At 69.6% G+C, this 13799-nt stretch carries 13 protein-coding genes and 1 pseudogene; 6 read left to right on the forward strand and 8 right to left on the reverse strand.

Annotated features, from left to right (window positions below):
* Position 1: 1 nt before the first annotated feature.
* The 3 genes from AS181_RS05735 to AS181_RS05745 all read right to left on the reverse strand — a co-directional run bounded on the left by AS181_RS05735 (position 2) and on the right by AS181_RS05745 (position 3364).
* Positions 2-451, reverse strand: a complete 450-nt coding sequence (locus tag AS181_RS05735; protein ID WP_231742301.1) for a hypothetical protein — start codon at positions 449-451, stop codon at positions 2-4.
* Positions 448-1851: a hypothetical protein gene (locus AS181_RS05740; RefSeq protein WP_058250646.1), complete on the reverse strand. Its 1404-nt coding sequence runs from the start codon at positions 1849-1851 to the stop codon at positions 448-450. Before AS181_RS05740 ends, AS181_RS05735 begins: the two co-directional genes overlap by 4 nt.
* Positions 1852-1960: 109 nt before the next feature.
* Positions 1961-3364 (reverse strand): NAD(P)H-quinone dehydrogenase, encoded by a 1404-nt coding sequence (locus AS181_RS05745; protein WP_058250647.1) that lies wholly within the window; start codon positions 3362-3364, stop codon positions 1961-1963.
* A 243-nt stretch (positions 3365-3607) separates the two neighbouring features.
* On the opposite strand from AS181_RS05745, the gene AS181_RS05750 reads away from it, so the two are divergent.
* Complete coding sequence (locus tag AS181_RS05750; RefSeq protein WP_004021668.1) at positions 3608-4087, forward strand: gamma-glutamylcyclotransferase; 480 nt, start codon at positions 3608-3610, stop codon at positions 4085-4087.
* An 11-nt stretch (positions 4088-4098) separates the two neighbouring features.
* Here the strand turns inward: AS181_RS05750 and AS181_RS05755 are convergent, their stop codons facing one another.
* Positions 4099-5298 carry an amidohydrolase gene (locus AS181_RS05755; RefSeq protein WP_058250648.1) on the reverse strand — a complete coding sequence of 400 codons (1200 nt, stop codon included), beginning with the start codon at positions 5296-5298 and terminating at the stop codon, positions 4099-4101.
* Positions 5298-5996 (reverse strand): enoyl-CoA hydratase/isomerase family protein, encoded by a 699-nt coding sequence (locus tag AS181_RS05760; protein WP_058250649.1) that lies wholly within the window; start codon positions 5994-5996, stop codon positions 5298-5300. Before AS181_RS05760 ends, AS181_RS05755 begins: the two co-directional genes overlap by 1 nt.
* A gap of 101 nt (positions 5997-6097) precedes the next feature.
* Between AS181_RS05760 and AS181_RS05765 the strand changes: the two genes are divergently transcribed.
* Together AS181_RS05765 and AS181_RS05770 are read left to right on the forward strand one after the other, a co-directional pair.
* On the forward strand, positions 6098-6901 hold the full coding sequence (locus tag AS181_RS05765) for a purine-nucleoside phosphorylase (protein ID WP_058250650.1): 804 nt from the start codon (positions 6098-6100) through the stop codon (positions 6899-6901).
* 40 nt (positions 6902-6941) lie between these two features.
* A complete protein-coding gene (locus AS181_RS05770; RefSeq protein WP_058250651.1) occupies positions 6942-7607 on the forward strand; it encodes a hypothetical protein in 666 nt (221 codons plus the stop codon).
* 364 nt (positions 7608-7971) lie between these two features.
* Here the strand turns inward: AS181_RS05770 and AS181_RS05775 are convergent, their stop codons facing one another.
* From AS181_RS05775 to upp, 3 genes and pseudogenes are all read right to left on the reverse strand, one after another.
* Positions 7972-9231 (reverse strand): HNH endonuclease signature motif containing protein, encoded by a 1260-nt coding sequence (locus AS181_RS05775; RefSeq protein ID WP_058250652.1) that lies wholly within the window; start codon positions 9229-9231, stop codon positions 7972-7974.
* 113 nt (positions 9232-9344) lie between these two features.
* Positions 9345-10056: pseudogene (locus tag AS181_RS24510) on the reverse strand (integrase core domain-containing protein); the annotation flags it as partial.
* A gap of 254 nt (positions 10057-10310) precedes the next feature.
* Complete coding sequence (gene upp / locus AS181_RS05780; RefSeq protein ID WP_058250653.1) at positions 10311-10940, reverse strand: uracil phosphoribosyltransferase; 630 nt, start codon at positions 10938-10940, stop codon at positions 10311-10313.
* Between the two features lie 119 nt (positions 10941-11059).
* Here upp and AS181_RS05785 point away from each other — a divergent pair, with 119 nt between their 5' ends.
* From AS181_RS05785 to AS181_RS05795, 3 genes are all read left to right on the forward strand, one after another.
* A complete protein-coding gene (locus AS181_RS05785) occupies positions 11060-11434 on the forward strand; it encodes a type VII secretion target (RefSeq protein ID WP_058250872.1) in 375 nt (124 codons plus the stop codon).
* Positions 11431-12390 carry a C40 family peptidase gene (locus AS181_RS05790; RefSeq protein WP_058250654.1) on the forward strand — a complete coding sequence of 320 codons (960 nt, stop codon included), beginning with the start codon at positions 11431-11433 and terminating at the stop codon, positions 12388-12390. The genes AS181_RS05785 and AS181_RS05790 overlap by 4 nt, the downstream gene beginning before the upstream one ends.
* Positions 12391-12514: 124 nt before the next feature.
* On the forward strand, positions 12515-13792 hold the full coding sequence (locus AS181_RS05795) for a hypothetical protein (RefSeq protein ID WP_058250655.1): 1278 nt from the start codon (positions 12515-12517) through the stop codon (positions 13790-13792).
* Positions 13793-13799 lie beyond the last annotated feature (7 nt).

Raw genomic sequence — 13799 nt, forward strand, 5'->3', positions numbered from 1 at the left:
CTCACATCACGTGGTCGGCGAGGATGGCGACCACACCGGCGGTGCCGCCGAGCGCCGCGGCGGCCTCATAGGCCGATTCGCGGAGCGCATCGCGCAGCGACTCACCAGCGGCGGGCGTCGACATCGCGGTCACCAGGCAGTCGACGGCGCGGGCGCGGCGGAAGCTGTCGCGCTGGGCGTCCACGTCGCCACGACGCTGATGCGCGAAGGCGTCGAAGTCGTGCTGTGCCGCGACGAGCCGCAGACGTGCGATGCCGGCCGTCGACGCACCGCCCTGCCGCCGCCACTGACTGATCGCCTCCCGGATCTCGGGCGTCGAGACCGCCGTGACGTCCAGGACGGTCGCGACGATCAGGTGCAGACACGCCGTGAGGTCTTCGTCGGGCACCGAGTCGACGAGGCGGGCGACGCCGCCCGGTAACCGGTCGACACGCTTCAGCCCGGCGTTCACACGGTCTCCGGTTTCGACGTGGCCGAACCGCCCGACGGTGCATCGGTGTCGTCCGAGACCTCCTGCGCCGCACCGTCGACGGGGGTCCGGGAGACGGCGTCGCCGGGTGCCGCGGGCCGCAGGGACAAGGCCTGATCCGGCCCGGCCGGCGCGGCGTCGTCGACCGCCGGGGAGGCCTGCCGGATCCAGTCGCCGATGACGGGCGGACCGACGAGCGGCATGTCGCCGACGAGCTGCGCGCCGTGTTCCCGTGTGTGCAGATACGGCGCGGCCCGGTGGCTGTCGTCGTCGGCGCCGGGCCGCCGTCCGCCGCCCGGTGCCCCGGCGAGCGGCATCCCCGTCGGGCGCTGGGCAACCGGCCCGGCGGTGGCGGGGGTCGCCGGCGTCGGTGAGCCGCCGGCGCCCGGGGTCGGCGTCGGCGCCGATGCGGGTGGGAGCAAGCCGGGAGCGGGCATCGCGACCGGGACCCCGGCGCCTCCACTCGCCGGCGCACCGGCACCGGAACCGGATCCGCTGTTCTCGCCGATCCCGTCGGCGCCCTCCGACCGGCGCGTTCCCGGAGCCGCGGCGCCGCGGGTCGTCGACTCGGGCGTCGCCCGACCACCACGCACCAACCCGTCGGGGCCGTCGGTGTTGCCACGACCGGATGGTCCGCCGCCCGGACCCGCAGGCCCTGGCGGCGTCGACGACGCACCGGGTCCGCCGCCACCGGGCGGTGGACCGCCCGCAGCGACCGGCACCGGCCCGGCAGTCGGAGTGGCACGCCCGAAGTCGCCGGCGTCGACGGTGTTGGCGGCCTGACCGCGGGGAGCGTCCGGCCCGGAGCCCGCGGCCCCGGAACCGCCTGCGGTCGGCCCGCCGCCGAGTCCTGCGGTCACCCCGTTCGCCCCGGACGGGTCGTTCGGCAGGGAGCGCTGCAGCCCGATCATCGGCGAGGAGTAGGCGCCCGTCATCGCCCGGTCGACCTCGTGCCGGACCGCCGGCGCGTCCTCGGGATTGTCACGGATGTGCTGCTGTAGCTCACGCAACCGTCCCTCCTGCCCGCGAGCCGACCCGAGGATGCCCGTCGCGCCGGCCAGCGCATCCCCGATCTGACCGGCGGTCTCCGAGGTCGTCGCCAGATCGGCCGACAGCGACCGGCCCGCCTCCAGCGCCGCGTCGGAAGCCTGACCGAGCATGCCGTCGCCGAACATCGCGTGCATCCGTTCGGCCGCGCGCCGGACGGACTCGATCGCCTGCAGGATCGTGTTGACGTCACCGCCGGCACGACCGGGTTCCATCGTGCTCAGGACGTCGAGGATCTCGTCGATGCTCATGCCCGCCCACTGCGTGCGACCGCGAGCGAACGCGCGGTCATTGCGACTGCCGTAGGTGTTGTAGGACTGCTGCGGCGAGCTCACGACACCCCCTTGGTCGCCGGCCGGGACGAACGAATTCGTCCGACCCTACCGTGACGACGCACCCGGCGGCGCACACCGGCACCGGCTGTGCACAGCGGGCGGGCGGCGCTCAGTCCAGGTCGTCGTGCCGAACCAGCTGCCGCGCCGCCTCGGTGATGGACCCGGTCAGCGACGGGTACACCGAGAACGTCTGGGCCAGATCACCGACGGTGAGCTTGTTCTGCACCGCGAGGGCGATGGGCAGGATCAGTTCGGAGGCGTTCGGCGCCACCACGACACCGCCGATGACCACACCGGTGGCCGGCCGGCAGAAGATCTTCACGAAGCCCCGGCGCAGACCGCTCATCTTGGCGCGCGGGTTGGTGGCCAACGGCAGCATCACGGTGCGCGCCGGGTACTCACCGGTGTCGATGGCGTTCTGCGACACCCCCACCGTGGCGATCTCCGGACGCGTGAAGATCGCGGACGCAACGGTTTTCAGCTTGATCGGGCTCACGCCCTCGCCGAGTGCGTGGTACATCGCGATGCGGCCCTGCATGGCGGCCACCGATGCCAGCGGGAACAGCCCGGTGCAGTCGCCGGCCGCATAGATCCCCGCGACCGACGTGCGGGACACCCGGTCGACCTCGATGTAACCGCCCTTGCCGACCGCGACCCCGGCACGATCGAGTCCGAGATCGGTGGTGTTGGGGACCGAACCGACGGTCATCAGCACGTGACTGCCGGTCACGGTCGAGCCGTCGGCCAGATGCGCGGTGACCGAATCGCCGTGCCGCTCGACCTTGTCGGCGCGGGCGTGCTTGACCAGCTCGACGCCGCGTTCGGCGAGTGCGTCCTCGAGCACCAGCGCGGCGTCCTCGTCCTCGTGCGGGAGGACCCGGTCGCGGCTCGACACGAGCGTCACCTTGACGCCCAGTTCGGTGTAGGCGTGGACGAACTCGGCGCCGGTGACGCCGGAACCGATGACGACGAGGTGTTCGGGCAGCTCCTCGAGGTCGTAGAGCTGACGCCAGGTGAGGATGCGCTCGCCGTCGGGCTGGGCGTCGGGCAGCACGCGGGGCGACGCGCCGGTCGCCAGCAGGACCACATCGCCGTCGTAGCGTTCGGTGGTTCCGTCGGCGAGCGTCGCGACGACGGTATGCGTCGAGACGCCGACCTGCCGCTCGTCGAGAACTGCGGTACCGGAAACAAGCGTCACGCCTTCGCTGATGAGTCGTGAGCGGATGTCCGCGGACTGGGCGAACGCGAGGTCGCGGACCCGCTGGTGGATCTGCGGCAATGTGACGGAGGTGTCGTCGGTCTTGATGTTGATACCCAGATCGACGGCGCGACGGACCTCGGTGCGGATGCCGGTGGACGCGATGAACGTCTTGGACGGGACGCAGTCCCACAACACGCAGGCACCGCCGATCCCGTCCGAATCGATCACCGTGATGTCGGCCCCGTAGGCGGCCGCCGCGAGCGCCGCCTCGTAACCCGCGGGTCCGCCGCCGATGATGACGATCCTGGTCACTGTGACTCCTGTTCTCCACGCCGGCTCGCCGCGTCCTTCGTGGGGAAGCTGCGCCCGGCTGTGTGTCGTGGCTCGACGGGAACGCGGGGTGACACGCTCCTCGGGTCGCGCGAGACGGTCGACCCCGTTCGCGCCGCCTACCAAACTAGTCGGGCGGGTCCGTCGTTGTGAACGTGGTCGCACACCGGGGCCGGGCCACGGTGTCGCCTTCCGGACTCGGCGGAGACCATCTAGGCTCCATCCGTGCCCATCTACGCCGCCTATGGATCCAACATGCATCCCGAGCAGATGGCCGAGCGCGCGCCGCACTCCCCGATGTCGGGCACCGGATGGCTCCGCGGCTGGCGTCTGACGTTCGGCGGCGGCGACATCGGGTGGGAGGGGTCCCTGGCCACGGTCACCGAGGACCGCGACGACCCCGACGCCCGGGTGTTCGTGGTTCTCTACGACGTCACCACCGAGGACGAGGATCTGCTCGACCGGTGGGAGGGTTCCGAGCTCGGCATCCACCGCAAGATCCGCGCCCGCGTCGACACCGCCGACGGCCCGGTACTGGCCTGGTTGTACGTCCTCGACGCCTTCGAGGGCGGGTTGCCCTCGGCGCGCTACCTCGGCGTCATGGCCGAGGCGGCGGAGATCGCCGGCGCACCCGCGGAGTATGTGCAGGACCTCCGGTTGCGCGAGTCGCGCAATGTCGGACCCGGACCGGGGCCCGCGGAATAGAACGAGGTGTCCTAGCCGGCGGCGCTGGTCGCGTTCAGCACGATCCCGGCGAGCGCGCGCACACCGATGGCGAGGGCACGTTCGTCGAGATCGAAGTTGGGCGCGTGCAGATCGACCTGCGGTCCGAATCCGTCCCACACGCCGAGGCGGGCCATCGCTCCCGGCACGTGTTCGAGATACCAGGAGAAATCCTCGCCGCCGGGTGACTGCGGGGTGTCCGCGATCGCGTTGGGCCCGATCGCGGCGACCGACCGTTCGAACATCCCGACCGCGACCTCGTCGTTGACGACCGGCGGCACCCCGCGGAAGTACGAGAGGTCGTAACGGACGCCGAGCGGTGCCAGCAGCTCGCCGACGACGCTGCGGACCAGCGGCTCGAGCTGGGCCCAGGTGGCGTGATCGCCGGTGCGGACCGTGCCGCGCATGCGACCCTCCTGCGGGATGGCGTTGGCGGCGCTGCCGGCATTCGCCGCGCCCCACACCATCACCGTGCCCGAACGCGGGTCGATCCGTCGCGACAGCACCCCGGGCAGGCCGGTGATCACCGTGCCCATCGCGTAGATGAGATCCCCGGTGAGGTGCGGCCGCGACGTGTGCCCGCCGGCCGAGTGCAGTTGCAGATCGATGTGGTCGGCCGCGGACGTCAACGGGCCGGACCGCAGGCCGACCGTGCCGACCGGCAGGCGAGGGTCGCAGTGCAAGGCGAAGATGCGGCCGAGACCGGTGGTGACGCCCGCCTCGATGGCGTCGAGGGCTCCGCCGGGCATGACCTCCTCGGCGGCCTGGAAGATCAGACGCACGCCGACCGGAAGTGGTTCGGCCGCGGCGAGGAGCTTCGCGACGCCGATCAGGATGGCCGTGTGCGCGTCGTGACCGCACGAGTGCGACGCGCCCTCCACCGCCGAGGTGAACGGCAGGCCGGTGTGTTCGGTCACCGGCAGGGCATCCATGTCCGCGCGCAGCGCGATGCGGGGCTCACCGGCGGGACCGAGGTCGCACACCACTCCGGTGCCCAGCGGCAGCCGGCGCGGGGTGAGTCCGGCAGCGGTGAGCTCGCTCATCACCAGCTCGGTGGTGCGGACCTCTTGCCGGGACAGTTCCGGATGCGCATGGATCTGCCGGCGCCACGCGATGAGATCGCCGCCGTGCTCGGCGAGCCAGGCGTCGATGGGATCGTCCGCCGCGGCGAAGTCCGCTCCCGCGGCCGACATCAGAAGACTCCGGGCGGGGTCTGACGTGCGAGGTCGTCGAGCAGGGGGCCACGGAGTCCGCGCTTGATCAGCGCCAGGTTGGGTCCGGCGGTCGCGGAGCGGGCGGCCGCGATCTCGGTGGCCCGCTTCACGAGGTGCTCGGCGTCGACGGCCTCGTCGACGATTCCCGCACGCACCGCGTCGTCGGCGCCGTACCGCCTGCTGGTGTACATCGCCTCGGTGGCGGTGCGATCGGTCAGTCGGGTGCGCAGCAACGTGGCCATCCCACGGGTGAACGGCATGGTGAGAGCGGCTTCGGGCAGCGACCAGAAGCCGCGTTCGGTGCGCATCAGGACGTGGTCGGCGCACAACGCGAGCATCGCTCCGGCGCCGAAGGCGTGTCCGTTGACGGCGCTGACCGTCGGGACGGGCAGGGTGAGCACCTTCGCGTACAGGGCGTGCACGCGGTCGAGGTAACCGGGCAGCTGGTCGGGAGCGGCGAAGATGTGGTCGGTGTCCAGGCCGTTGGAGAAGAACTTCCCGGTGGCGGTGATCACCAGCGGTCGTGTCGGGTCGGCGACCACCTGGTCCAGCAGTGCATCGACCTCGTCCAACCAGTCGGTCCGGAAGCGGTTCTCCGGATTGGACTCGCTGATCTCCTCACCGCGCGCTCCGAGATGGAGCTCGACGACCTCCCCGTCACCGTTCAGAAATGGCATGTCCCGACCTTATCGCTCCCGGTCTCGTCGCCACCGACCCGATCGGTCGGCGCGCTGCGACGAGCGGCCGTGTGGGCCTGGGAACGGTTTAGGGTTGGCGCATGGAGCCCACCGCCGACCCCGACGCCGCGGCCATCGTCGCCGCGGCCACGATCGCTGCCGAGACCGACGCCGCTACACACGATGTGGCCGTGATCCTCGGGTCGGGATGGTCACCCGCCGCCGACGCCTTCGGGCGGCCCATCCGCTCGTTGCCGATGGCGTCGATCCCGGGATTCGTCCCGCCCAAGGCCGCCGGCCACGGCGGCGTGGTCCACTCCGTGCGGATCGGTGATCGACGAGTCCTGTTGATGCTGGGACGTATTCACGCCTACGAGGGCCACGACCTCGCTCGCGTGGTCCACCCGGTCCGCACCGCAGCCGCGGCCGGTGTCCACACCGTCGTGCTCACCAACGCGGCGGGCGGTCTGCGCGAGGACATGTCGGTCGGGCAACCCGTGCTCATCTCGGATCATCTGAATCTCACGGCCCGCTCCCCGTTGGTCGGCGCCCAGTTCGTCGACCTGGTCGATGCCTATTCACCGCGGCTGCGACAGATCGCGCGCGGCATCGACCCGGGCCTCGCCGAGGGGGTCTACGCCGGGCTCCCCGGCCCGCACTACGAGACCCCCGCCGAGATCCGGATGCTGCGGACGATGGGTGCGGACCTGGTCGGGATGTCGACCGTGCACGAGACCATCGCGGCGCGCGCCGCCGGACTCGATGTGCTCGGCATCTCCCTGGTCACCAACCTCGCGGCCGGCATGACCGGCGAACACCTGAGCCACGCAGAGGTCCTGGAGGTCGGCCGCGCGTCGGCAACCCGGATGGGCGAGCTGTTGGCCCGGATCATCGGCGAACTGTAGGACCGAACGGAACCGCGGCCGGCCGAACCGAAGGAGCGAGATGACCTATCCACCGAGCGGTCCAAGCGGCTATCCCCAGGGTGGCTATCCGTCGGGCGGTTACCCGCAGGGCCCGGTGCCACCTGGCCCGCCGCGGTCCCCGTGGTCGTCGCCGGCGGTGCTGGTGGCGATCGGCGCGGGCGTGCTGCTGGTGGTGGTGGGCGTCCTCGCGGCGCTGCTCCTGATCCCCGCGGACGACGAGTCCGCGGACCGCGACAGCGCGGACGGCGGACAACCGTCGGCGTCGACCTTCACGAGTACCGTCACCCGCCCCGCGGAGACGACGACCCCCACCACCGCGACCACCACCACGACGACGCCGCCCGCGGTCCGGCCGACCTCCACCGTCGCCGGCGCGGACTGGCAGGGATTCACCAGCGGTCCCCGCTGCAACGCCGCCGACGACCCCGCCGTGGCCGTCGGACAGACCGCCCGGTCGCGCGTGGTGATCTGCCAGGTGGGCACCCAGACGGGCCGCTTGTACTACAAGGGCGCCGCACCCGAGGGCGGGATCGAACTCCAGTTCCCGACCCGCACCGGCGACACCTTCGAGGCGCGCAACGGCTCGGTGCGTTACCTCGTCTCGCCGACAAGTCTCACCATCGTCGACGGCGGCGCCGTGCTCACCGAGGAGCCGATGCTCGCGTACTGGTCGCTGCCCGGCTGAGACCCGCCGCACCTCGCTGACCGCGGTTCGGCGCAGCCCGGTCACCGTAATTCGAAGCGTGCGTGACGGGACGACCGTTGCCACGCCGACGTTGCCGCCCCCGCTTGGACGTGCCGCCAGTTCGCCTGAGGCACAGTCGACCACCGTCCCCGGCAGTTTGGAACACCCGGCAGCACTGGCCCAGGTCCGGGCCCTCATTCGGCGCTCGGCAGTCGCCTTCCACCCACGACGACGAGTTCCGGTCTCGTACGGGCGGTTGCCGCTGGGGTGACACTGTTGAGTTGTCAAGGGACAGGTGCGGTCCCGGGTGTGGCCCGGGTGCGAAGGTGCTGCGCGAACGTCTGGTGGTCTGTGGCGGCAGCGGTCAGGCGGCGTCGTCGAGTCGCATGGTGCGTCGGTTGTAAGCGGGCAGTGGTCGGCGCCGCGGATCGATGGTCGCGGGTGGGACGAGCCAGGGATGTCGGTCGTAACCGATGACGATGTCCCAGCCGTGGTGGTGGACCTGGGTGTGGCAGCGTTGGCAGAGCAGGCAGCCGTTGTCGAGGTCGGTGGGTCCGCCGTCGGCCCACGACTTGATGTGGTGGACCTGGGTATGTGACGGTTGTGCACCGCATTTGATGCAGCAGGCGTCGCGCACGATGATCGCCTTGCGGAGGTGTGCCGGATACAACCGGTGGGTGTGACCCATCTGAAGCGGTACGCCCTCAGCGTCGAGAATGATCTCGGTCAGAGAGCCATCGCACGACACCTGTTTCGCGGTCGCTTGGCTGACCGATCCGGTCCACGGCAGCGTCGCCAGCTCTCCGGTCGCGGGGATCGTCAGCATCAGTTGCGTGCGCGGGGAACCAACGGTATCTATGGTCGCGCCGATCGCGGCTTGGTCGAGGATCAACTCGAAAGCGTCGGCGCGGCGTTGCTCGGCGGTGCGACGATCCTCGGCTCCGTCGGGTTCGGGTTTTGGGCAGGAGCGTTCGTCAATCATGGCCAGGAACTTCTCGCCGACCACCTGGGTGAGATCGGCACGGACCTCGACGCGGCCGTCGTCGGTGGTGTGTGCGTTGACCGAGTTCAGCGATGGGTCGTCGGCCGCCGGTACACCGGTGTCAGAGTCGTCGCAGAGTGTGTTGCCGATGGCTCGAGCGTGCTTGAGTACTTCAGTCGGTGTCGCGCCCGACAGCGCCTGGGCGACGAGCTCGCTCTCATGCCGGGTGCGATCGTCGTCGGAAAGCCCTTCGTGACAACGTTTCTCGATCTCGTTCACCCCGCGCACGATGGCGTCGACGATCTCGCCAGCCAGTCTCCCGTCGGCCGCGTGACGCGCCACCAAGGGCAGCGTCGGTAGGGCGTTGACACTTCGCACGGTGCGAAGAGCAGCGGCAGGTGCGTGGCCGCTTTCGATCAGCAACTTCTTGGTGGTACTGCCGGCTTTCTGCGCGACGCCGAGTTCGTCGAGTTGCGCTGCGTGGGTGACGATCTGATGATCAGCAAGGTTGCGGATCAGGCGCCATGTGTCGAGGGCGTCGAATGTTGCTCTGCCGGTGGGGTCGTCGGCGGGTGGGGTGGTCTCGATGAGTTGATCGAGGAGAGTGGCTAGCTCTGACATGACTCCAAGGTACAGGAACATCCATTCGATTACGAGAAAACTCCACAAGCCCAGAAATTACGAAACCAATGACTGTACAGCGCTTTTCGTCCACTGTGCGTTTGCAGTGCGTGGATCGATGACAGTGGTGAACTTCAGTCACACCCGTTTCGGAATTCGTTCTTCCAACGGTGTTCTTGCCGCGGACTCGCTGTAGCCCCGGTGAAGTTGTGGACGCGTAGGCGTTCGGGCGAATCCGCCGATACCGGTGTGGATTCGGTGGTTTTCGTAGTCGTGCAGCCAGTCGTCGTAGGTCGCCGCTCGGGCGGCCTCAGTGGTGTAGACCTCGCGTAGGCCCTTTCCGAGGCGAGCAACCGGTGGAAGCGTTCAACTCTGTTGTGGTCTGTGGCCGGTACAGACGGGTCTCTGATGCGCGATCTCATGGCCGAGGGCATGCGCGGAAAGCCCTGGGCGGCAACTGCCGCCGTAGTCGGTCATCAAACTCTTGTCCGTGATGCCGTGCGCATGGAAAAGGCGTGTGCCCGGGCCCCAGAATTGCGTATCGGTCTCTGTGCGTTCGTCGGTGAGGATCTCGGAGTACGCAGCCGAGTGTGGTCGTCGACGATATGAAAGCCTCCGGGAGCGCCGTGATCTAAGCGGCGCGGTGGGGTTCGGCGTACCGGCAGCGCGGTGGCCTGGGCGAGGTGTCGCAACAGTGGCATCCCATATCGGCGCAGCACCGCCTCGACGGTCGATCTCGCAGCAGTAGATGCGTGGCAATAGGAGCTGCGTCCCGGCGGGGAGATAGGCATAGCTTGATGATTCGACGTTCACGTCGCACCGGGGTTCGTTGGGTGACAGGTGGGGCGGCTGGAGTGAGCTGTCATGCCGGCTTCGCCGTGAACACGGTAGCCGTCGGCCCGTTTCTCGGCCGTCGCTCGAGCATTCAAACCGTTCGGCGGCCCACCGCAGCGGCCGTCCGTGATCGGTGATCGACGAAGCATCCTGCCAGTACCAGACGGCAGCGTTCGGCGAAAAGAACATCAGGGCGGGTCATGAGGGCCCTTGAATGACGACGTGTGGCTTGTCTCAGCGACGTGCCGCGCGAGGTTCAGCCATCCTCACGAATACCTCGGACCGAACTGCCGGTCGCCCGCGTCACCGAGACCGGGCACGATGTAGTTGACCTCGTTAAGCCCGTCGTCCACGGCAGCCACGACGAGCCGGCACGGGTGACCGGAATTCTCCAGCGCCGCAACCCCTTCAGGTGCGGCGACGACACACACGGCGGTGATGTCGGTGGCATTGCGGGCGACCAGCAACTCGATGGTGTGGAGCATGGAGCCGCCGGTGGCGAGCATGGGGTCGAGGACGAACACCGGCCGTCCCGACAGGTCCTCCGGCAGCGACTCCAGGTACGGCACGGGTTGTGCGGTCTCCTCGTCGCGGGCGAGGCCCACGAAACCGACATGCGCCTCGGGCACCATCGCGTGCGCCTGCTCGACCATCCCGAGGCCGGCCCGCAGGACCGGGACCAGGAGAGGCGGGGATGCCAGCCTCGATCCCGTGTGCGCGGTCATCGGCGTGTTGATCGCGACGTCGGCGCGCGGCGCACCGGCAAGCGCCTCGTAGATCAGCATCTGGGTGAGGTCGGACAGCGCAGCCCGGAATCCGGCGTTGTCGGTGGTCTCGTCGCGCATCGTGGTCAGACGCGCGGCTGCGAGGGGATGGTCGACGATCAGGGACTCCATGCCGACACCCTATTTCCTCCCCGGCGCTCGCGTGCCGCTTGGGCGAGCTCCACCACGCCGGTCTGGGTCGCCGCGAGAATCCGATGGAACCCAACAGGGCCGCGCCGCGTCAGAAACCCATGAGCCCGTCCTCCCCTCACCCCCATCCCGCACCCACCCGGCCAGGCCCGGACCCCGCTGGCCGACTGGTCGCCGATTCGTCTGCGCTGCACGAGTTCTCCGGCACCCACCGCACCAATGCCCGGATGCTCGAGGGCGGGACCGGCAGCGACGACGCCGCCGTGGTCGAACTCGCCATCACCTTCGGCCTTATCGGCATCGAGTTCCTCACCGCCGTCGTCGAGTTCCTCGACCTGTACCGTCGCACCATCGAGGCCGCCACGGCGCGCGAGGAACGCCTCGGACTCACGACGAGCTCGGCCGCAACGTCGTACGCCGACTGCGACTGCGCCGCCGCCGACCGGATCGCGACGGCCGGTGAGCTGACGCTGTGATCCCCGTCGAACTCCTCATCGAGCCACTGCGGCAACTGATCGCCGCGCTGGGGACCGGCATCCTGGCACCGGGCAACCCCGCCGAACGGGTCCGGACCGTAGCGGGCACCGTCGAGTCGGTGCGCCAGCGGTCGACGTCGGCCGCCGAGTCCGTCCGCACGCGGTGGGACGGAGCCGGGGCCGCCGGAGCCGCAGCCGCGACCGCGGCGAACCAGCGCCGACTCACCGAACTCACCGAATGCGCCGCCGAGTTCGGCCGGCTCGTCGAGAGCGCCGGCCGTACCGTCCACATGGCGTCGACCGCGCTGAACGGCCTCGTGGACTCCCTGGAACGGCATGTCCGAGGCCTCAACGGCGGATTGGCCACTCCGGCAGTCCTTCTCGCCGTACTGCCGATCGCCGTCGAGCATCTGAGCCGCGGCGTGGAGATCATCGGCCGTGCTCGCGCCGAGCTCGGCTCCGACACCGAGGCGATGGCCGCCCTGGCCCGCCGCACGGCGCCGGCCGAGATGGTCGGAGTCGCAGGCGGCGACGCCGCCAGACTGTCGCCCGTCCCCACGCCCGGCGGCGTCCCCATCACGCTGCCCGACGGCTCGGTCGCCCACGCTCCGAACGAACGCGCGGCGACCGCGGTGCGGGCCGCGCTGAGTCAACGCGGGGTGCCCTATGTCTGGGGCGGGACGACGCCCGACGGATTCGACTGCAGCGGCTTCACACAGTGGGCCTACCGGCAGGCCGGGCTCGAACTCCCCCGCCTCGCCCAGGAGCAGGACACCGCCGGGTATCAGGTGTCCCAGGCGCAGCTGCAGCCCGGAGACCTCGCGGTGTGGTCCGGCCACGTGGCGATGTACATCGGCAATGGTCAAATGATCGAAGCCGGTGACCCCGTAGGCGTCTCGCCGGTGCGAACCTCGAACCTCGACCAGGCATTCGAAGGATTCTTCCGTCCACGATGAGAGCCGCGCCGATGGTCGCACCCGCGGGCGAGTCAGGAGTTCATCGAAAAGTCGTCGGCACACCACCGACCGTCTGTGGGGGCACTACTGGATCCGCCGCCGACAATCGCTAGGCTGTGTCCCCATGGCCGGAGACATCGTCCCGATTGAGCTCGGACTCACCGACGGAAACAGCTTCACCCTGTGGGCACCCCGCTGGCGTGAGGGCGATGACGAATGGGAGGCCTTCCTCGGACTGGACGAGGACCTGTACGTCCTGCCCTCTGTCGCCGAGCTCGCCGCGTTCATCCGCACCAACGAGGACAACGATCTCGTCGAGCATCCGGCGTGGTCGACCGTGGTCGGCCTGCAGGCCGATGAACTGGTCCCCGACGAGCGCCACAGCTACGACCTCGTCGGCGTACCCGAGCTCGCCGCGGAGGACCCCACCGCCGAGGTCATCGCCGAACTCGAAGACGCACTCGAGATCGTGCGCATCCTCGGTGAGGTCTGCGAACTGACACCGGTCACCAAGTTCTTCAACGGCAACCCGATCCTGGGCGCCGTCACCACCGGCACACGCAACTTCGACGGCCGCGAGGGCACCGACCTCTGGGTGCGCATCGGCCGGCTCATCGCCAAGCACTGGGATGACGTGCTCGATGCCATCGACGGTGTCATCAGCACACCGAAGGTGGACGCCAAGGCCGTCGAGACCGCCGAGGCCGAACTCGAGGCCGCCGCGTCCGCCGAGGACGAGGACGAGCCGACCGACGATGACATCGAGATCGTCGGTGCCCCCGACTCCGAGTCCTCGGACGCCGCCGACGACGATGACCTCGAAGAGGACGACGAGGACGACTACGACGACGACGATTTCTGGGCGTCGGTCGGCATCGACCCGATCAAGATCGTCACCAGCGCGAACGAGTACCTGACACTGCGGTGCTATCTCGGAGACGACCCGGTGTTCCTCGGCACCAAGGGCAAGATCTTCGTGTTCACCTCGGCGCGCTCGCTCTCGCGGTTCCTCGCCGACGACAACACGCATGACCTCGCCGACCTGTCCACGTTCGACGAGGTCCGCACCGAGGCGACCAACGGATCACTCGAGTTCGACGTCATCGACGACAACGTCTACGTCCTGCCGGGTCTTGCCGACGACATCGCCGACGGCCCCCGCCGAATGGATCGCGACCAGCTCGACCTCGCCGTCGAACTCTTCACCGACGCAGCCGACTACGCCGGTGACAGCACGGTCTCCGAGGCCCTCGGCACCACCACCCCGCTGGGATGGTTCGTCGACTACACCGTCAACCCCGACCCCAAGCGCATGGCGCCCAGCGGTCCGTTCGACAACGAGGCCGAGGCGTGGCGCGCGCTCGAGCACGACTTCGAGGCCCGGCTCACCAAGAAGGGCTGACGGGCGC

It is taken from the genome of Gordonia sp. SGD-V-85 (genome assembly GCF_001456905.1).
GTDB lineage: Bacteria > Actinomycetota > Actinomycetes > Mycobacteriales > Mycobacteriaceae > Gordonia > Gordonia hongkongensis.